We start from the raw sequence: 18389 nt of genomic DNA, 5'->3' as shown, positions 1-18389 counted from the left end.
CCAGAGCCGCCTAGATGGGACCGCCCTTCCACACCACGCGGCCGACGAGTTCGACATCCTTGAGGTTGCATTCGAGAGGCGGATAGGCCGGGTTGTCGCTGAGGAGCACCAGAACTCCGGACCGGGATGTATCGACGCGCTTCACCAGCAGAGTGTCATCCAGTCGCAAAACATGGATGCCATCGCGCAGGCTCCGCAGCGTGCGGTCGACAAGTATTTCATCGCCATGACGCAATGTCGGTTCCATCGAATCGCCTCTGACCGCGATCGTGGAGAGATTGCCGGGCTGCAGGCCGAGTGAACGCAGCCAGCGGTCTGAAAAGCGCATCGTATCGAAAACAAGCTCTCCATTCGCCATCGCGCCGGGTCCGGCCGAAGCGCCGATGCTGAGGCGCGGCACAAGCACCCATTCGCCGCCAGAGCGCCCGTCCCCGCCGTAGGAATTTTCCTTCGAACGGCCGAGCTCCTCCTCCTCGACGCCGAAGAACCGCGCGAGCATGCCGCGATCCTCCTCTTCCAGCTTCCGCGGGCTCCCCTTTCTGACGAACTGCTGGAGATAACTCGGGTTCTTGCCGAGCATGAGCGACAACTTCGACAGGCTGATCTGCCTGCGATCGGCAAGTTCCAGCAAGCGCGCGCGGGCATCATCGTTCGAAACCATGGAATTCGCACCCGTAGGAAATTTCCTAGACATGTTGGATTTTAAGAGGAACAAATGCGGAACAGCAAGAAGAATCCTACAGGAAAGGACAAGACCGGATGCTACTGCGCCAGATTGAGCGCTTCCTACGCCAGACCGACATGCCTTGGACGAAGTTCGGCCGACTGGCGGCGCAGGATCCGCGATTCGTAGCCGACCTGCGGAACGGCCGCGCGCCCCGGGAGGAGCTCGCCGCGCGCGTGCAGCAGTTCATGGCCACCTATGACGCCCAGACGAGGGAGAACGCCCGTGTCCGCTGAGCCGCTCCAGCAAACATTCCGCCGCCCGACTCGCCATCGGCATTCCACGAACGAACCGTGGGCGCGTTTGCTGTCCGACGTACTTCGGCTGGCGGGACCGGGAGCGGAGCTGCTGCACCAGGCGGAACGGCCCTGGGCCAGCGCCACCTTCTCCGGCGCGCGTCACACGATAGCTCTGGTGTTCGAAGGTGAAGCCATCGAGCGTGGAGAGGCGTTTATCGCCGCCCTGCCCGATCACGAATTCACCATACCACGCCACCTTGTCGCCGATGCCGCCGTCGTCGCGGTCGAACATCGGCAGGCCCCACCCCGCCTCGCGATCGAGGTGGAACTTCTGCTCCTCGAGGACTGCTAAATGACGCCATCCCCTCCTGTCCTTCAAACGACCGGAGGGGCCTTACAGCGCCCGGGAAAGCTCCTTGATCTCCGTATTCAGGATAAGGTCGTTTTCCGAGTAGTCCACCGGGCAATCGATCAGGTGGACACCGGGCGTGTCGCGGCAGTGCGCAAGCAGCTCCTTCAGGTGCGCCGCGCTTTCCACCCGGTATCCATTCGCGCCGTAGCTCTGGGCATATTTGACGAAATCAGGGTTGCCGTAGGAGAGCCCGAAATCCGCAAAACCCATGTTCGCCTGCTTCCAGCGGATCATGCCGTAGGCATTGTCGTTGAGGATCAGTACCGTCAGGTTCAAGCCCAGGCGCACCGCCGTCTCGAGTTCCTGGCTGTTCATCATGAATCCACCGTCACCACACACGGCCAGGATCTTGCGGTTGGGATAAACCATCGCACTGGCCATGGCGGAGGGAAGCCCGGCGCCCATCGTGGCAAGCGCATTGTCCAGAAGAACCGTGTTCGGCTTCGTCGCACAGTAGCCGCGCGCGAACCACAGCTTGTAGATGCCGTTGTCGAGGCAGACGATCGCATCGTCCGGCAGACAATCGCGGATCTGCTGAACCGCGTGTGGCGGGAAGATCGGAAAGCGCTCGTCTGCCGCAAGCCGCGCCGTGTGCGCGATTTCCGCCGCGCGATACCGCAGCATCGCCTCGAAATTCCATTTCGGCGAGGGGGCGATGGCTTCCTTGATCTGCCACACGGCATTGGCGATATCGCCTATGACCTCGATGTGCGGGAAATAGACCGGGTCCACTTCCGCCGTCTTGGTCGACACGTGAATGACGACCCGGCTGTCCCGCGTGCCGTCGTTGTGCATGAAGAACGGCGGTTTCTCGATCACGTCATGACCGATGTTGACGATGCAGTCGGCATCTTCGATCGCGCGGTGGACAAAGTCACCGGCCGAAAGCGCGGCGCAGCCGATAAACTTCGGGTGACGCTCGTCGATAACGCCCTTGCCGAGCTGAGTCGTGAGAAACGGAATGCCCGTCTTCGCCACGAACTCGCCGAGCATCTTGCTGGTCATCTTGCGGTTTGCGCCGGCGCCGATGACAAGCAGGGGTCGCCGGGCGTTCTGCAAAGCCTCCACGGCCTGAGCGATCGACTTCTCATCCGCAGTTGGCCGCCGCACGATGGAGCGGGGGACCGGACGAGAATCGGTGTGCTCGTCGGCGATGTCCTCAGGAAGCTCGATGTGCGTTGCACCCGGCTTTTCTTCCTCGGCGATCCGGAACGCTTCGCGCACACGGCTCGGAATGTTGTCGGAAGAGGCTACCTGGTGGGCATACTTGGTGATCGGTTGCATCATCGACACGACGTCGAGGATCTGAAACCGCCCCTGCTTTGACTTCTTGATCGGCTTCTGGCCGGTGATCATCAGCATCGGCATGCCGCCGAGCGTGGCGTAGGCGGCGGCCGTCACGAAGTTCGTGGCGCCCGGCCCGAGCGTGGAAAGGCAGACCCCCGCCTTGCCGGTATGACGACCATATGTGGCCGCCATGAAACCGGCACCCTGCTCGTGCCGGGTGAGGATCAGCTTGATCTGCCTGGATCGCGACAGGGAATCGAGGAAATCCAGGTTTTCTTCACCCGGAACGCCGAAGATGTACTCGACGCCTTCCTGCTCAAGGCATTCCACGAACAGATCCGATGCCTTGCGCTTGTCACCTTCAGCCATGATCCTCTGATCCCCTCTGCACCGGATGCGGGCTGTGGCGTCCGCTTTTGCCGGACTGGCTGGATACCCGTGTTACATCGCCCTCGTCTCTGACGATTCCGCCAGCCCGTCCGAAGAAATTATCACCACGGCAAAAGGACAGCTAGTCCGGCAGCAATCGCGGGCGACGCTCAACCGAGCTTCCATTCCCAACCGAGCGGATCGCCGTCCATGACTTCGACCCCCTTGGCGGCAAGTTCGTCGCGCAGCGCATCGGAGGTCGCGAAGTCCTTCTGCGCCCGCGCATCCTTGCGCCGCAGCAGCACATCCTCGATTTCCGCTTCGGTGATCACCGCCGCCTTCGGGCGCAGGCGCAACGTGGTGCGGCTGGTTGCGAACAGGCCCAGACCGAGCACCGCATCCATGCGTTCGACGACGGCGCGCTTGGCACCAGCGTCTACCTTCTTGGCAGCCAGCGCATCTTCCAGCGCCGTCAGCGCGACGGCAGTGTTCAGGTCTTCGCCGATAGCCGTGTCAAACGCCTCCAGCATCGGAGCGAGTTTGGGGTGTCCTGCATCGCCTGCCTCCACGCCCGCGAGACGTTCGGCCGCCATGATCATGCGCTTGAGACGCACGAGAGCTGCGGCGAGCCCCTCCCATGAAAACTCGAGCTCGCTTCGGTAGTGCGCCTGGAGGCACATCATACGATAGCCGAGCGGGTGGTAGCCCTTGTCGATGAGCAGTTGCAACCGCAGGAATTCACCCGAGGACTTGCTCATCTTGCCGGATCGCTCAACCAGAAAATTGTTGTGCATCCACACCTTGGCTCCGGAGTTTGCCGGTATGTCGAGCCCGTTGGTGCAGCAGAATGCCTGGTTCTGCGCAATCTCGTTGGGATGATGGATCTCACGATGATCGATGCCGCCGGTGTGAATGTCGAACGGGAAGCCCAGGAGGTCACCGCTCATGACGGAGCATTCAAGATGCCACCCCGGAGCCCCTCGGCCCCAGGGCGAATCCCACTCCATCTGGCGCTTCTCACCAGACGGAGTCTTGCGCCAGATGGCGAAGTCGGCCGCGTTGCGCTTGCCCTCGACCGCGTCGATCCGGCTCTCACCCTCTTCCGTCACCGCACGCGCAAGCCGGCCGTAATCCGCCACGGTGGAGACATCGAAGTAGAGGCCGCTTTCCAGTTCGTAGCAGTGCCGGTCGGCGATCTTCTCCGCGAAGGCGATCATCTGCGGGACGTAGTCGGTCGCGATCGACCACTTCGCGGGCTGGCGGATGTTGAGGGCGGCGATATCGGCCCAGTACGCCTGCGTATAATGCGCGGCGATATCCCAGATGGACTGCGCCTGTGCGCGCGCCATCTTCTCCATCTTGTCCTCGCCCGCGTCGGCGTCGTCGGTCAGATGGCCGACATCGGTGATGTTGATCACGTGGGTGAGCCGGTACCCCTTGTAGCTCAGCGTCCGGCCGAGCACGTCAGCGAAGACGTAGGCACGCATGTTGCCGATGTGCGGGTAGTTGTAGACCGTCGGACCGCAGGTGTAGACACGCGCCTCGCCCGGGTGGACAGGCACGAACGGCTCGAGCTTGCGGGTCAGGCTGTTGAAGAGCGTGAGTGTGGGTGCGTCGGTCATGCGCGGGGGCATAAGCGGCATGCCGGCGCAGTCAAGCCACGCCGGCGAAGGCGGCTCAGTCGAAACCGATGAACCGGACCTGCTCGTTAAGCGGCACGCGCGGCCGTTCGAACGTGTTCACCGCCGCGTCGGGATCACGATATCCGATGGCGATACCACAGAAGAGAATGTGGGTTTCGTCGGATACACCGATGTGTTCCTTGATCAGCCGGGCGTAGAGCGACATCCACTCCTGTGGGCAGGAATCCAGCCCCTCCTCCCGAAGCAGAAGCATGATCGTCTGCAGCCACATACCAACATCCGACCACTGCGGCGGCCCCATGAAACGCTCGAAATGGCAGAGCAGGAGAGCCGGCGCGCCGAACGACACGATGTTAGCGTTCGAGAAGTCGCTGCGCGCGTCCGCGTCATCGCGCCGGATACCCATCGCCCCGTACATCGTCGCGCCCAGGTCCTTCAGGCGAGCGAGGTGGCGCGGGGATTGTTCGGGTTCGGAAAAGCTGTACTCGAGAGGATCCTGCGGCGCCGCCCGGCGCATCTTGTCCTGCAAGGCCGCCAGAGGCTCGCCCGTCAGGACCGTCGCTTCCCATGGCTGGAAATTGCATCCCGAAGGCGCCATCCGCGCCCGGTCCAGAACCCGCCGCAGCGTTTCCAGACTAACCGGATCGGACTTGAAGGCACGGATGGAGCGGCGGGTGGCAACGGCTTCTGCTACGTTCATGAATTACCTCGAAAGACGTTCCTGGCGTGATGCCTAAGCTGTCGCTTCAATCGGGAAATTCAATGCCGCCGGTTACGACACCGATCATTCTTCTTCGAACAGCCCTGCCAGTTGCTCGATCATTGTGCCGCCAAGCTGCTCCGCGTCCATGATTGTGACCGCGCGGCGGTAGTAACGGGTCACGTCGTGACCGATACCGATCGCCACCAGTTGCACCGGACTCTTGCCTTCGATCCATTCGATCACGCGCCGCAGATGCGCTTCGAGGTATCCCGCCGAGTTCACCGAAAGGGTGGAATCGTCGACCGGGGCTCCATCGGAAATGACCATCAGGATACGGCGATCCTCCTGCCGCGCCAGAAGGCGATTGTGCGCCCAGAGCAGGGCCTCGCCGTCGATGTTTTCCTTCAGAAGCCCTTCGCGCATCATCAGGCCGAGGTTCTTCTTGGCGCGGCGCCAGGGTTCGTCCGCCTTCTTGTACACGATATGCCGCAGATCGTTCAAACGTCCCGGGTGCTGCGGCTTCCCGTTCGCCAGCCACGCCTCCCGGCTCTGCCCCCCCTTCCAGGCCCGGGTGGTAAAGCCCAGAATCTCCACCTTTACGCCGCACCGCTCCAGAGTGCGTGCGAGAACGTCGGCGCTGATTGCTGCGATGGAGATCGGGCGTCCGCGCATCGAGCCGGAATTGTCGAGGAGAAGGGTGACGACGGTGTCCTTGAACTCCACGTCGCGTTCGATCTTGTAGGATAGCGATTGTCCCGGCGAGACGACCACCCGGGCGAGACGGGCCGCATCCAGCAGACCCTCCTCCTGATCGAAGTCCCACGAACGGTTCTGCTGCGCCATAAGGCGGCGCTGCAGCCTGTTTGCAAGACGCGTGACGACGCCTTGCAATCCCTTGAGCTGCGCGTCGAGATAGGCGCGAAGGCGAGTCAGTTCCTCTTCGTCGCACAAGTCGGATGCACCGACCACCTCGTCGAAGGCCTCGGTGAACACCTTGTAGTCGAAGCTCTCGGGTATGTCCGTCCAAGGGCGGTTCGGGCGGACGGGAAGCATGCCCTCGTCGCCCTCCTGGCCCTCGTCGCCTTCCTCCATGTCGTCGGAGGTATCGCCTTCGGCCTCGCTTTCCCCCTCGTCATCGCCCTGCGACGGTTCGGAAGCCATTTCGGCGGGTTGCTGGTCCTGCCCCTGCTCGCCTCCGTCTTCCTGTTCCTCGGTCTCCTCCTCGCCGTCCATATCGTCGGCTTCGTTGGGTTCCTGGGGGATTTCTTCGGCGCGCGTCAGTTCGAGATGCTGAAGCATGTCCAGCGAAAGGGACTGGAAGGCCTTCTGATCCGCCAGAGACCCGGCAAGCGCGTCGAAATCGGCGCCGGCCTTATGCTCGATCCAGTTACGCACCATCTCCACGCCGGCGCGAGCCGCTTCAGGGATTTCCTGTCCCGTCAGGCGCTCACGCAGGAGAAGCGCAAGAGCCGCCGGCACCGGCACGGCATCCGGCGTTTCGGCGCGGGTGATCGGATCGGAGCCGATGCGGGTCAGCAGGGCGGCGTCGAGGTTATCGCGCATGCCTTCGTAGGAGTTCGCGCCAAGCGCTTCATAACGAACGGTTTCCACTGCGTCGAAGGCAGCCCGCGCCGTTGGCTCTGACGGCGCGTTGCGCAAGTGCAGCTTGTCGTCGTGGTGCCTCAGCTTGAGTGCGAAGCTATCGGCGAAGCCCCGCGCCTGCATGGCTGCGGCCCGCGGGAGACTGCGCCCCGGCATCGGCACGCGGAATGTTCCACCGGTTGAACTGGGGGCGTCGGCGGTCCAGTTCACCTCGATTTCCGCCTCCTGGGCGATGGCGCGGGAGGCGCCTGCGAGGACGGACTTGAAGCGGTCTGCGGGAGATTCGTCGGACATCGTGAGAACGCGTAGCGCATCGCCGCTGCCGGCTCAAACAGGATGCGCAATCGGGCACGCCTGACGTGGAACAGGCCCAGCGCGGCTCGGAGCAAGCGGAACCTGCACCGAGCCCCCCGGACCTGTCCAAGGCGTGGAAGAGAGAGCCTTAGATCGACTGGCCGGTCTTGGCCCAGTCAGCCAGGAAGCCTTCGATGCCCTTTTCGGTCAGGACATGCTTGAACAGGCCCTTGATCACTGCGGGAGGCGCGGTCATCACGTCCGCGCCGATCCGCGCCGCTTCAAGGACGTGGACGCCGTGACGCACCGAAGCGACGAGGATTTCCGTCTCGAACGCATAGTTGTCGTAGATCAGGCGGATGTCGCTGATGAGGCCCATGCCGTCGAAGCCGTTGTCGTCGTGGCGCCCGACAAAAGGCGATACAAACGTGGCGCCCGCCTTCGCGGCAAGCAGGGCCTGGTTGGCCGAGAAGCACAGCGTCACGTTGACCATTGTGCCTTCGCCGGTGAGGGCCTTGCAGGTCTTGAGCCCGTCGATGGTCAGCGGAACCTTGATGCACACGTTGTCCGCGATCTTACGCAGGATTTCCGCCTCACGCATCATGCCGGCATGATCGAGCGCGACGACCTCGGCGCTTACGGGGCCGTCGGTCAGCTTGCATATCTCGGCGGTGACTTCCATGAAGTTGCGGCCGGACTTGGCGATCAAGGAAGGGTTGGTCGTTACGCCGTCCAGCAGACCGGTCTCGGCCAGTTCCTTGATGTCGGCGATTTCTGCGGTGTCTGCGAAGAATTTCATGGCGATGTCCTACTTGGGCGGGCGATTCTGGCCGCGCCTATAGGGGATGGTGTACCGGGGGGCCAGCGCCGGTTGCCACCACGTGCCTAGGGCCAGACCGTTCGCCGCAGGGCCGCGATCAAGCCGGGGTTATGCGTCGCCTCCGGGTTATCCCGTATCTCGGCTTCCTGAGCGCCGATTTCATACCAGATGGCATTGTCCGCCTCCAGCGCCAGAGCGTGAGCGGCATCGGCAAGATCGACGCCTGCAAGAGCGTTCACGGCGGTGTTGAGGATGGGATCCTCGGCGACACGCATGACCTGTTCCAGTTCGGGGATCATCACGTTGACCAGTGCGGACCCCATGGACTGCCTCAGGAACGTGGTAGCGGCCGTACTGCCGCCGCGTAGCAGAGCCAGCGCATCCGGTACGGAAAGAGTGCGTATGGCGTCGTAGACGACCGGCGCAGCAACGCGGGCACCATCCTCGGCGATGCGGTTCAGCTCTTGCTGCAGCTTGTCCTTGAAGTACGGGGAATTGAGCACCTTCTGAGTGACGCTGCCGGGGCGCCCGAACAGCACCGGCAGATTGATCCGCGCGACCGAACTGTCCCAAAAGCCTCCGGGCTGCGTGAGGCGGGCGAAGGCGCGGCGGCTGGAAAGCACGAGCAGGTCTTCGATCTGATCGGTGTATTCCGCCCGCCTCATGGTCGCACAGCCCGAGACCGCGAAACCGGCAGCGAGGAGTCCCCCAAGAATAACCCTGCGCGAGTAGCCGGATGGTGCCGCGACCTGATCCTGCCCCTGATAATCCATCCGCACCTCCTTCACGACACAGACTACCCGCGCCTATATGGGCGCAGATGCAACGTGTCCGACTCCTCGTCTTCAACGCCGCACTGGGCGTCCTTGACTATCGCGTGCCGCAAGGAGTGACGATCCCATTCGGATCAATCGTCGTGGCCCCTCTTGGTCCCCGTCAGATACTGGGCATCGTATGGGAGGCGGAACGCCTGAGCGCGCAGGAAGTGCCGGACGCCAAATTGCGCCCGCTGCTTGAGGTGATGCCCGTGCCTCCCATGTCGGAGCGGTTGCGACGGCTTATCGAATGGACTGCGGATTATTATTGCGCGCCCTTGTCCGCTGTGGCTCGGATGGCGCTCGGCAGCACGGCGGCGCTGCGGGGCGGCGGGACGAGCACCGAGTACCGCCTCACGGGGGCCGAGCCGGCCCGCCTCACACCGCAGCGCTCCGCAGCTCTGGACGCACTTCAGGGCGAGCAGGCCTCGATCCGCGAACTTGCGGAGCTTGCCGGAGTGTCCGAGGGCGTGCTGCGCGGGATGGTTGGCGCAGGCCTGCTGGAGGCGGTCACGGTCGATCTGGACCGGCCCTATCCCCGGGCGGCGCCCGGCTTCGCCCAGCCGGTGCTCAGCGACTTGCAGCGCAGCGCCGCGGACGTCTTCGTCCACGCCGTGCAAGACGCCAGGTTCGCTCCCTTCCTGTTGGACGGAGTGACCGGATCTGGCAAGACAGAGTGCTACTTCGAAGCCGTGGCCGAGGCCCTGCGGCTGGACCGGCAGGTTCTGGTCCTGCTGCCGGAAATCGCGCTGACGGAGAACTTCCTGCGGCGCTTCGAGCACCGTTTCGGCGTTACACCGATCCTCTGGCATTCCTCCCTGAAGTCAAGCGAGCGAAGGCGCGCCTGGCGCGCGATCGTGCAGGGCAATGCGCAGGTGATCGTCGGCGCCAGAAGCGCCCTTTTCCTGCCTTACGCGAACCTCGGCCTCATCGTGGTCGACGAAGCGCACGAGATTTCCTTCAAGCAGGATGACGGCGTGCGCTACAACGCACGCGACGTTGCGGTCATGCGCGCGAAGTTCGAGGGCCTGCCGATCATCCTGGCCAGCGCCACCCCCGCGCTGGAAACGATGCAACTGGCCGAAGCGGGCGTCTATCGCAAGATCGACCTTCCTTCTCGCTTCGGCGGCGCGCAGTTGCCGGATATCCAGGTACTCGACCTGCGCGAGCAGGCGCCCGAACGGGGGCGATGGCTCGCTCCGCCCCTCGTGGAGGCCTTGCGGGATCGACTGGCCAAGGGCGAACAGTCGCTGCTGTTCCTCAACCGCCGGGGCTATGCTCCGCTGACGCTCTGCCGAAACTGCGGCTATCGCTTTCAGTGCCCGAACTGCACCGCGTGGCTGGTCGAGCATCGCTTCAGCCGCCGGCTGGCTTGCCACCACTGCGGGCACGAGGCGCCTGTTCCCGATGCCTGCCCCGAGTGCGGCACCGGCGACTGCCTCGTCGCGTGCGGCCCGGGAGTCGAGCGAATTGCCGACGAGGTGGCGGAGATCCTGCCGGAGGCCCGCACCGCGCTGGTCACATCGGACACGATGAACAACCCGCAAGCCATCGGCGAATTCGTGGCGATGGCCGAAAGCAAAGCCATCGACGTCATCATCGGCACGCAGCTCGTCACAAAGGGCTACCACTTTCCCGACCTCACGCTGGTAGGGGTCGTGGATGCCGACCTCGGTCTTGAAGGCGGCGACCTTCGGGCAGGCGAGCGCACGTACCAGCAGATCGCCCAGGTCGCCGGGCGCGCGGGGCGCGGTGAAAAGCCGGGCGAGGTGCTCATCCAGACGCGCCATCCCGAAGCTTCCGTCATCGCGGCCCTCGCCAACGGCGACCGCGACGCCTTCTATGCTGCGGAAACAGAAGCACGCCGGGATGCCGGAGCGCCCCCGTTCGGACGCTGGGCGGCGATCATTGTCAGCTCCGAGGATCAGGCCGAAGCCCTGTCCGCCGCCCGCGCGATCGGCGGCACGGCGCCAGACCTGCCGGACATGCTGGTACTTGGCCCGGCCCCTGCTCCACTCGCCCTGCTGAGGGGCCGCCATCGCTTCCGCCTTCTCATCAACGCGCGGCGTTCGGCCGAACTGCAGAAGACGCTGCGCTCCTGGCTGGACCCGCTCGACTTCCCCAAAGGCGTACGCGTCAACATTGACATCGACCCGTACTCCTTCGTGTAGGCTAATCCGCCTTTCTCTCGCAGTCTGCCCGCTCGCGTTCAAGCAGTTCACGCTTGATCCGGTCGCCATAGGCATAGCCTCCCAGCGAGCCGTCCGACCGGATCACCCGGTGACACGGGATGAGCACGGCGACGGTGTTCGCCCCGTTCGCCGAGCCCGCAGCACGGACCGCGCCCGGACTGCCGACGGCTGCTGCAATCTGCGCGTACGTCCGGGTCTCTCCGGGCGGGATTCGCTGCAATTCACGCCAGACCGCCTCCTGGAAAGCGGTACCGCGGACGTCCAGCGGGATCGTCCTGGACCGTCCGGGCTGTTCGACCGCACCCACGACGTCTGCAAGCAGCGCGGCAAGCGCCTCGCCTCCCTCGACGAGCGTGGCGCGCGGAAAGCGCGAGGCCAGATCATCCCGGCCTTCGCCGAAGGACACGCGACAAACACCCTTTTCGGTTGCCGCCACCAGCATATCGCCCAAGGACGTCGAGACGACCGCCCAGTGGACGATGACTCCGAGGCCCCCGTTTCGCCACGCGGACGGTGTCATTCCCAGGCGACCGTTGCTCGCTTCATAGAAACGGGATGCCGCGCCGAAACCAGCCTCAAAAATCGCGTCGGTGACCCTTTCGCCTTCGCTCAACAGCGAGCCGGCGCGCTCTATCCGGCGTGCGCGCACGTAAGCGGCGGGTGAAAGCCCCACTGCGCGCTTGAACACCTTCTGGAAGTGAGTCGGACTGTACTCCACTCTGGCCGCCAGCTCTGCCAATGAGGGGCTGCGCTCAATCTCGCCCAGACATTCCAGAGCCTGGCGCACCGCCACCTCTTCCCGGCTGACGTCATTCGGGCGGCAGCGAAGGCAGGCGCGCAAGCCCGCCGCTTCCGCGTCCTCGATGGCAGTGAAGAACCGCACGTTCTCTCGTCGTGGATGCCGCGCGGAGCACGAGGGACGGCAGTATATGCCCGTGGACAGGACCCCGGTGACGAACCGTCCGTCATAGGCGCCGTCACGCTCCCGCACCGCCCGCCATGCGCGCTCATCATCTATGGCTTCCGAATTCATGACCTTGCCCTCATGGAAGGTGAGCACCGCGCCGAGCTTCCGCCATTCGCCATTCCCCATTTGAAAGGCACGGCCTTTTTCCTGCGGCGGCTCAAGACCTCGAATTGCGTCACATATCGCATCAGCGGTTCGCTCCAGTTCTCCACTCGCGTTGGCGCGCGGTGCCTCAGCCCGGCCGCCTTCCAGCGCAACGCCGTGAGGTGTGTTCACCCCAGGCACAAACCCTTGCCCGCGACAGGGCCGATGCAAGGTTTTCCGCCGTTGCCGGGGCACGGAAACCTCCGCCGCCATCCTCACGCTCCCTGCCCGCGAAGCGATTCGCCGCCGGCCTGGATGCCGTTGGACCGACCTTGAAGCGGCGCTGTACTTTGCGCATCCCGTTCCTTGCTTTCAAATGGCTTAGCCACCCATTGGCCACAGACCCCAAGGCGCACCTTGCACTGCATCCCTATCATCGCTATGCGCGCCCCGTCTGCGGGCCGGGGGAGCACGCTGCCGCGTTATGCCCCCAGTGCCCCAGCCCACCCGATGTAAGGATAGGACAGGCGTGGAGAATTCCGGAGGCATCAAGGCCAGCTTGCAGGGACGCTACGCTTCGGCGTTGTTCGATCTCGCCAGCGAACACGGTACGGTTTCGGCCGTGGAGACCGACCTCGAAAACCTCGGCCAGGCCATCCGCGAGAGCGATGAGCTCGCCGCGCTGATTCGCAATCCGCAGATCAGCCGCGACGCGGCCGGCAAGGCGATCGACGCAGTCGGAAGCGTGCTGGGCACTTCGCAACTGACGAAGAACTTCCTGGGCGTTCTGGCGGGCAACCGCCGCCTCTCCGCCCTCCCCGAGATCATCCGCGCTTTCGCCGCGATCGCAGCCGCCCAGCGCGGCGAGGCGACCGCCGAAGTCACTTCGGCTCATGCACTGTCCGACGAGCAGGTCGAGCAGCTGCGCCAGAAGCTGGAAGTGCGTGAAGGCCGCAAGGTGAAGATCAGGACCAGCGTTGATCCCGAGCTTCTCGGCGGCCTCGTGGTCACCATCGGCTCCAAGCGCATCGACAGCTCGATCCGCACTCGTCTCAATTCGCTCGCCCAGGCCATGAAGGGCTAAGAAAGGCAGAACAATGGATATCCGCGCAGCAGAAATCTCGAAGGTCATCAAGGACCAGATCGCCAGCTTCGGCACCGAAGCCCAGGTTTCCGAAGTCGGCTCGGTTCTGTCGGTCGGTGACGGCATCGCCCGTATCCACGGCCTTGACAAGGTTCAGGCCGGCGAAATGGTCGAGTTCGCCAACGGCGTTCAGGGCATGGCGCTCAACCTCGAAGCCGACAACGTCGGTGTCGTGATCTTCGGCTCGGACGCCGAGATCAAGGAAGGTGACAGCGTCAAGCGCACCAACACCATCGTGGACGTTCCCGTCGGCAAGGGCCTTCTCGGCCGCGTCGTCGACGCGCTCGGCAACCCGATCGACGGCAAGGGCCCGATCGTTGCTGACAAGCGCGCCCGCGTCGAAGCCAAGGCTCCGGGCATCATCCCGCGCAAGTCGGTGCACGAACCCGTGCAGACCGGCCTCAAGGCGATTGACGCCCTGGTCCCCGTCGGCCGCGGCCAGCGCGAGCTGATCATTGGCGATCGCCAGACCGGCAAGACCGCCGTTGCCATCGACACCTTCATCAACCAGAAGGAAGCGAACAAGGGCGACGACGAGAGCAAGAAGCTGTACTGCATCTACGTCGCCGTCGGCCAGAAGCGCTCGACCGTGGCTCAGATCGTCCGCCAGCTCGAAGAGAACGGCGCGATGGAATACTCCATCGTCATCGCCGCCACCGCTTCGGAGCCCGCTCCGCTGCAGTACCTCGCGCCCTACACCGGCGCCGCGATGGGTGAATTCTTCCGCGACAACGGCATGCACGCCGTCATCGTGTACGACGACCTTTCGAAGCAGGCCGTGGCTTATCGCCAGATGTCGCTGCTGCTGCGTCGCCCGCCGGGCCGCGAAGCCTACCCCGGCGACGTTTTCTACCTCCACAGCCGCCTGCTCGAGCGCGCTGCGAAGATGAACGATGAGAACGGCGCCGGCTCGCTGACCGCCCTCCCCGTCATCGAGACTCAGGCCGGCGACGTTTCGGCCTACATTCCGACCAACGTGATCTCGATCACGGACGGCCAGATCTTCCTTGAAACCGGCCTGTTCTACCAGGGTATTCGTCCGGCCATCAACGTCGGTCTGTCGGTGTCGCGCGTCGGCGGTTCGGCCCAGACCAAGGCGATGAAGAAGGTTGCCGGCTCGATCAAGCTGGAGCTCGCGCAGTACCGCGAAATGGCAGCTTTCGCGCAGTTCGGTTCGGACCTCGACGCTTCGACCCAGAAGCTGCTCAACCGCGGCGCGCGTCTCACCGAACTGCTGAAGCAGAAGCAGTTCTCGCCGCTTTCGTTCGAAGAGCAGACCGTGTCCATCTTCGCCGGCACCAACGGCTATCTTGACGGTCTGCCGGTCTCGAAGGTGACCGAGTACGAGGCCGAGATGCTCAGCTTCATGCACTCCGAATACCAGGACGTGCTGGACCTGATCCGCTCGACCAAGGACTTCGGCGACGAAGCGAAGAGCAAGACCAAGGCCGCACTCGACGCTTTCGCCAAGCAGTTCGCCTGATGAGCTATACGGTCTTCGCGACCATCCCGGTGAAGCCCGAGCATCTTGAAGATGCTCGGGAAGCGGTGGCGGGCATCGTGCCCCGGACCCGCGCCGAGGATGGCTGCGAACACTTTGAGCCCTATCGGGCGGCTGATGGATCGTCGAACCTCTATATCTTCGAGCGCTGGGCCGACCGCGCAGCGTTCGATTTCCACCATGCGCAGGAATACACCAAGGACGTCTTCGCCAAGTACGAAGGCTGGCTGCGGGGCGCTCCGACGCTGGTGGAAGTGACGGAACTGAAGGACTGACATGGCCAGCCTTAAAGAACTCAAGGGCCGCATCAACTCGGTCAAGTCGACCCAGAAGATCACCAAGGCCAAGCAGATGGTCGCTGCGGCCAAGCTGCGCAAGGCGCAGGCTGCCGCCGAGGCTGCACGCCCCTATGCCGCACGCCTCGCCGAAGTGATGGGCTCGCTGGCCTCGAAGATCACGGTCTCCGAGAACAGCCCCAAGCTCCTCGCCGGCACCGGCAGCGACAAGATTCACCTCCTGGTCGTCGCAAACTCGGACAAGGGTCTGGCGGGCGCCTTCAACTCGAACATCGTCAAGGCCGCCCGCGTCAAGGCGCAGGAACTGGAAGCACAGGGCAAGACTGTCCTGTTCTACCTGATCGGCCGCAAGGGTCGCGCGGTCATTCGCCGCGAATACCCCAACCAGATCGCGCACATGTTCGACACCACGGACGTGCGGGATCCCGGCTTCAACGAAGCGGAGCGGATCGCAGACGAACTCGTCGCCATGTACGAGGCGGGCAAGTTCGACGTCGCGCACCTGTTCTATTCGAAATTCCGCTCTGCCCTGCTGCAGGAACCGACCGATCAGCAGATCATCCCGGTTCCCGCTCCCAAGGCAGCCGCCATCACCGCGGATGCCGTCACTGAATACGAACCCGACGAGGAGGAAATCCTCGCCGCGCTGCTGCCGCGCTACCTGAAGACACAGCTCTTCGGCGCGCTGCTGGAGAACGCCGCGTCTGAACAGGGCGCCTCGATGACCGCGATGGACAACGCCACCCGCAACGCCGGTGAACTCATCCAGAAGCTGACCATCCAGTACAACCGCAGCCGCCAGGCCGCGATTACCACCGAACTCGTCGAAATCATCGCGGGCGCGGAAGCGCTCTAAGAACCGCAGGCAAGGAAACCATAATGGCCACCGCACCCGTGCTTAACCTCACCACTACCGGCAAGATCAGCCAGGTCATCGGCGCCGTCGTCGACGTGACCTTCGAAGGCGAACTGCCCGCAATTCTTTCCGCTCTCGAAACTGACAACAACGGCCAGAAGCTGGTTCTCGAAGTTGCGCAGCACCTTGGCGAGAACACCGTCCGCACCATCGCGATGGACGGCACGGATGGCCTGACCCGTGGCCAGGCCGTGACCAACACCGGCAAGCAGATCTCTGTTCCGGTCGGTCCCAAGACCCTGGGCCGCATCATGAACGTCGTTGGCGATCCCATCGACGAGCGTGGCCCCGTCGGTTCGGACATGTTCGCCCCGATCCACGCCAAGGCTCCCGAGTTCATCGACCAGTCGACCGAGGCTTCGATCCTCGTCACGGGCATCAAGGTCATCGACCTTCTCGCGCCCTACGCCAAGGGCGGCAAGATCGGCCTGTTCGGCGGCGCCGGTGTCGGCAAGACCGTGCTCATCCAGGAGCTGATCAACAACATCGCGAAGGGCCATGGCGGCGTGTCGGTGTTTGCCGGCGTGGGTGAGCGTACCCGCGAGGGCAACGACCTCTACCACGAATTCCTCGACGCCGGTGTCATCGCCAAGGACGCCGAAGGCAACCCGACCTCGGACGGTTCCAAGGTGGCCCTCGTGTTCGGCCAGATGAACGAGCCCCCGGGCGCCCGCGCTCGCGTCGCTCTTTCGGGTCTGACCATGGCCGAGTACTTCCGAGACCAGGAAGGTCAGGACGTTCTGTTCTTCGTCGACAACATCTTCCGCTTCACTCAGGCGGGCGCTGAGGTTTCGGCACTGCTCGGCCGTATCCCGTCGGCCGTGGGCTACCAGCCGACCCTGTCGACCGACATGGGCGCGCTGCAGGAGCGCATCACCTCGACCACCAAGGGCTCGATCACCTCGGTCCAGGCGATCTACGTTCCCGCGGACGACCTTACCGACCCGGCGCCGGCAACCTCGTTCGCGCACCTTGACGCGACGACGACCCTGAACCGCGCCATCTCGGAGCTGGGCATCTACCCGGCCGTCGATCCGCTCGACTCGACGTCGCGCGTCCTTGAGCCCCGCATCGTCGGTGCCGAGCACTACGAGACCGCCCGCCGGGTCCAGGAGACGCTGCAGAAGTACAAGTCGCTGCAGGACATCATCGCCATCCTCGGCATGGACGAGCTCTCGGAAGAGGACAAGATCACGGTCGCCCGCGCCCGCAAGATCCAGCGCTTCCTCTCGCAGCCGTTCCACGTGGCGGAAGTCTTCACCGGCATTCCGGGCAAGTTCGTGCAGATCGAAGACACTGTGAAGTCGTTCAAGGCCGTTGTGGACGGTGAGTACGACCACCTTCCGGAAGCGGCGTTCTACATGGTCGGCGGCATCGACGAAGCTGTCGAGAAGGCCAAGAAGCTGGCCGCGGAGGCCTGATTAGATGGCCCTGCACTTCGAACTCGTCACGCCTGCAAAGCTGGTCCGCTCCGAGGACGTCCACATGGTGGTCGTCCCCGGCACGGAAGGCGAGTTCGGCGTACTGGCGGGCCACGCGCCCTTCATGTCGACGATCGCCGACGGTGCGCTGAAGGTCTACAAGACCGAGAACGGCGCGCCTGAGGAAATCCGCATCACCGGCGGCTTCGCGGAAGTCGGCGATGCGGGCCTCACCGTGCTTGCCGAGCACGTCGAAGGCTGATCGTAAGACGCAAAGAAACAAGAGGCGTCGCCGGCATCTGTCGGCGGCGCCTTTTTTGTGTGTACATTGGCGAAGGTTTCCATCGGCCGGGATCGCTCCGAGGGGGCGATGGCAAATTCAGGCAGAGCGTTAGGTCCTGTTCAGCTTTCAAGCGTTAGCGTCAGGGAAGGAGATTACAGATGGTTGTGAAGTCGATCGGCCCCTCGGTTTTTCTTGTCGCCTCGCTTGCGGCATGCTCGACGCAGGCGGATAGCCCGCCCGCAACTCTGCCGCCAGCAGCCGGGTCTGAGGCGGACTGCGGCGCCGGCCGTTTTGCCAACTATGTGGGAAGCAAGGCCACGCCCGAGTTAATCGCCACCGTTCAGGCATCGCGCAGCAACGCTCCTTTGCGCGTCATAAAGCCTGGGATGGCCGTCACCATGGATTTCCGGAGTGATCGCCTGAATATCGAGGTCGACGAGAGCGAAACGATCAAGCGTTTCTACTGCTCCTGATCGTCCTTGCGGCTGTGCCGATCGGCGCTGGTTTCTACGAGGCTCCAGGTGACGGTTTTCGCCCCTGGCGCTTTGCCTCTTTACATCGCTGCCACACGTGCGCATAGGCACTCCATGACCCTTCGTCTCGGCCTTACCCTGCGACTTACCCGCCCTTGGGCGTGAGGTGACGCGTCGGCCTGCGGCGCGCTCGGCGCTCAAGGG

General features: G+C 63.9%; 18 protein-coding genes. 10 read left to right on the top strand and 8 right to left on the bottom strand.

All coding sequences use genetic code 11. The features are described from left to right. Positions 1 to 10: 10 nt before the first annotated feature. Positions 11 to 661, bottom strand: a complete 651-nt coding sequence (locus tag C2R25_RS17765) for a S24 family peptidase (RefSeq protein ID WP_103730445.1) — start codon at positions 659 to 661, stop codon at positions 11 to 13. Between the two features lie 98 nt (positions 662 to 759). On the opposite strand from C2R25_RS17765, the gene C2R25_RS17760 reads away from it, so the two are divergent. Both C2R25_RS17760 and C2R25_RS17755 read left to right on the top strand, forming a co-directional pair. After that, positions 760 to 960 carry a hypothetical protein gene (locus tag C2R25_RS17760; protein WP_103730444.1) on the top strand — a complete coding sequence of 67 codons (201 nt, stop codon included), beginning with the start codon at positions 760 to 762 and terminating at the stop codon, positions 958 to 960. Then, the gene (locus C2R25_RS17755; RefSeq protein ID WP_369825720.1) at positions 950 to 1315 is read left to right on the top strand and encodes a hypothetical protein; all 366 of its coding nucleotides are present in this window, start codon (positions 950 to 952) and stop codon (positions 1313 to 1315) included. Before C2R25_RS17760 ends, C2R25_RS17755 begins: the two co-directional genes overlap by 11 nt. A gap of 42 nt (positions 1316 to 1357) precedes the next feature. On the opposite strand, the gene C2R25_RS17750 is transcribed toward C2R25_RS17755, so the two are convergent. The 6 genes from C2R25_RS17750 to C2R25_RS17725 all read right to left on the bottom strand — a co-directional run bounded on the left by C2R25_RS17750 (position 1358) and on the right by C2R25_RS17725 (position 8866). Beyond that, positions 1358 to 3031 carry an acetolactate synthase large subunit gene (locus C2R25_RS17750; protein WP_103730443.1) on the bottom strand — a complete coding sequence of 558 codons (1674 nt, stop codon included), beginning with the start codon at positions 3029 to 3031 and terminating at the stop codon, positions 1358 to 1360. Positions 3032 to 3201: 170 nt separating this feature from the next. Further along, complete coding sequence (cysS, locus tag C2R25_RS17745; protein WP_103730499.1) at positions 3202 to 4653, bottom strand: cysteine--tRNA ligase; 1452 nt, start codon at positions 4651 to 4653, stop codon at positions 3202 to 3204. A 55-nt stretch (positions 4654 to 4708) separates the two neighbouring features. Then, on the bottom strand, positions 4709 to 5374 hold the full coding sequence (locus C2R25_RS17740; RefSeq protein WP_103730442.1) for a nitroreductase: 666 nt from the start codon (positions 5372 to 5374) through the stop codon (positions 4709 to 4711). A gap of 84 nt (positions 5375 to 5458) precedes the next feature. Then, positions 5459 to 7273, bottom strand: coding sequence for a cobaltochelatase subunit CobT (gene cobT, locus C2R25_RS17735; RefSeq protein WP_103730441.1), 1815 nt, complete (start codon positions 7271 to 7273; stop codon positions 5459 to 5461). 148 nt (positions 7274 to 7421) lie between these two features. Beyond that, positions 7422 to 8072 carry a fructose-6-phosphate aldolase gene (fsa, locus tag C2R25_RS17730; RefSeq protein ID WP_103730440.1) on the bottom strand — a complete coding sequence of 217 codons (651 nt, stop codon included), beginning with the start codon at positions 8070 to 8072 and terminating at the stop codon, positions 7422 to 7424. Between the two features lie 86 nt (positions 8073 to 8158). Further along, positions 8159 to 8866, bottom strand: a complete 708-nt coding sequence (locus C2R25_RS17725) for a DUF4197 domain-containing protein (RefSeq protein WP_103730439.1) — start codon at positions 8864 to 8866, stop codon at positions 8159 to 8161. A gap of 47 nt (positions 8867 to 8913) precedes the next feature. On the opposite strand from C2R25_RS17725, the gene C2R25_RS17720 reads away from it, so the two are divergent. Beyond that, entirely contained in the window at positions 8914 to 11079 is a 2166-nt protein-coding gene (locus C2R25_RS17720; protein ID WP_103730438.1) for a primosomal protein N', read from the top strand. A gap of 1 nt (position 11080) precedes the next feature. Here C2R25_RS17720 and C2R25_RS17715 read toward each other — a convergent pair whose 3' ends face one another. Next, a complete protein-coding gene (locus tag C2R25_RS17715) occupies positions 11081 to 12133 on the bottom strand; it encodes a bifunctional transcriptional activator/DNA repair enzyme AdaA (RefSeq protein WP_103730498.1) in 1053 nt (350 codons plus the stop codon). 547 nt (positions 12134 to 12680) lie between these two features. Here C2R25_RS17715 and C2R25_RS17710 point away from each other — a divergent pair. From C2R25_RS17710 to C2R25_RS17680, 7 genes are all read left to right on the top strand, one after another. Next, positions 12681 to 13235, top strand: a complete 555-nt coding sequence (locus tag C2R25_RS17710) for a F0F1 ATP synthase subunit delta (protein WP_103730437.1) — start codon at positions 12681 to 12683, stop codon at positions 13233 to 13235. A 13-nt stretch (positions 13236 to 13248) separates the two neighbouring features. Continuing rightward, a complete protein-coding gene (gene atpA / locus C2R25_RS17705; RefSeq protein WP_103730436.1) occupies positions 13249 to 14778 on the top strand; it encodes a F0F1 ATP synthase subunit alpha in 1530 nt (509 codons plus the stop codon). Further along, a complete protein-coding gene (locus C2R25_RS17700; protein ID WP_103730435.1) occupies positions 14778 to 15071 on the top strand; it encodes a putative quinol monooxygenase in 294 nt (97 codons plus the stop codon). The genes atpA and C2R25_RS17700 overlap by 1 nt, the downstream gene beginning before the upstream one ends. 1 nt (position 15072) lies before the next feature. Continuing rightward, positions 15073 to 15948 carry a F0F1 ATP synthase subunit gamma gene (locus C2R25_RS17695; RefSeq protein WP_103730434.1) on the top strand — a complete coding sequence of 292 codons (876 nt, stop codon included), beginning with the start codon at positions 15073 to 15075 and terminating at the stop codon, positions 15946 to 15948. 23 nt (positions 15949 to 15971) lie between these two features. Next, a complete protein-coding gene (gene atpD / locus C2R25_RS17690; protein WP_103730433.1) occupies positions 15972 to 17429 on the top strand; it encodes a F0F1 ATP synthase subunit beta in 1458 nt (485 codons plus the stop codon). Between the two features lie 4 nt (positions 17430 to 17433). Next, positions 17434 to 17691, top strand: a complete 258-nt coding sequence (locus tag C2R25_RS17685) for an ATP synthase F1 subunit epsilon (RefSeq protein ID WP_103730432.1) — start codon at positions 17434 to 17436, stop codon at positions 17689 to 17691. A gap of 179 nt (positions 17692 to 17870) precedes the next feature. Further along, entirely contained in the window at positions 17871 to 18185 is a 315-nt protein-coding gene (locus C2R25_RS17680; RefSeq protein WP_103730431.1) for an I78 family peptidase inhibitor, read from the top strand. The last annotated feature ends 204 nt before the right edge of the window (positions 18186 to 18389 follow it).

Origin of the sequence: Novosphingobium sp. HII-3 (assembly GCF_002916655.1) — a bacterium.
Taxonomy (GTDB): domain Bacteria; phylum Pseudomonadota; class Alphaproteobacteria; order Sphingomonadales; family Sphingomonadaceae; genus Novosphingobium; species Novosphingobium panipatense.
This window is presented reverse-complemented; position numbering and strand designations above follow the sequence as displayed.

Bases quoted from the DNA above. Each gene is read 5' to 3' on its own strand.
- C2R25_RS17765 (WP_103730445.1), bottom strand. From the start codon at position 661: ATGGTTTCGAACGATGATGCCCGCGCGCGCTTGCTGGAACTTGCCGAT.
- C2R25_RS17760 (WP_103730444.1), top strand. From the start codon at position 760: ATGCTACTGCGCCAGATTGAGCGCTTCCTACGCCAGACCGACATGCCT.
- C2R25_RS17750 (WP_103730443.1), bottom strand. From the start codon at position 3,031: ATGGCTGAAGGTGACAAGCGCAAGGCATCGGATCTGTTCGTGGAATGC.
- cysS (WP_103730499.1), bottom strand. From the start codon at position 4,653: ATGACCGACGCACCCACACTCACGCTCTTCAACAGCCTGACCCGCAAG.
- C2R25_RS17740 (WP_103730442.1), bottom strand. From the start codon at position 5,374: ATGAACGTAGCAGAAGCCGTTGCCACCCGCCGCTCCATCCGTGCCTTC.
- cobT (WP_103730441.1), bottom strand. From the start codon at position 7,273: ATGTCCGACGAATCTCCCGCAGACCGCTTCAAGTCCGTCCTCGCAGGC.
- fsa (WP_103730440.1), bottom strand. From the start codon at position 8,072: ATGAAATTCTTCGCAGACACCGCAGAAATCGCCGACATCAAGGAACTG.
- C2R25_RS17725 (WP_103730439.1), bottom strand. From the start codon at position 8,866: ATGGATTATCAGGGGCAGGATCAGGTCGCGGCACCATCCGGCTACTCG.
- C2R25_RS17720 (WP_103730438.1), top strand. From the start codon at position 8,914: ATGCAACGTGTCCGACTCCTCGTCTTCAACGCCGCACTGGGCGTCCTT.
- C2R25_RS17715 (WP_103730498.1), bottom strand. From the start codon at position 12,133: ATGAATTCGGAAGCCATAGATGATGAGCGCGCATGGCGGGCGGTGCGG.
- atpA (WP_103730436.1), top strand. From the start codon at position 13,249: ATGGATATCCGCGCAGCAGAAATCTCGAAGGTCATCAAGGACCAGATC.
- C2R25_RS17700 (WP_103730435.1), top strand. From the start codon at position 14,778: ATGAGCTATACGGTCTTCGCGACCATCCCGGTGAAGCCCGAGCATCTT.
- C2R25_RS17695 (WP_103730434.1), top strand. From the start codon at position 15,073: ATGGCCAGCCTTAAAGAACTCAAGGGCCGCATCAACTCGGTCAAGTCG.
- atpD (WP_103730433.1), top strand. From the start codon at position 15,972: ATGGCCACCGCACCCGTGCTTAACCTCACCACTACCGGCAAGATCAGC.
- C2R25_RS17685 (WP_103730432.1), top strand. From the start codon at position 17,434: ATGGCCCTGCACTTCGAACTCGTCACGCCTGCAAAGCTGGTCCGCTCC.
- C2R25_RS17680 (WP_103730431.1), top strand. From the start codon at position 17,871: ATGGTTGTGAAGTCGATCGGCCCCTCGGTTTTTCTTGTCGCCTCGCTT.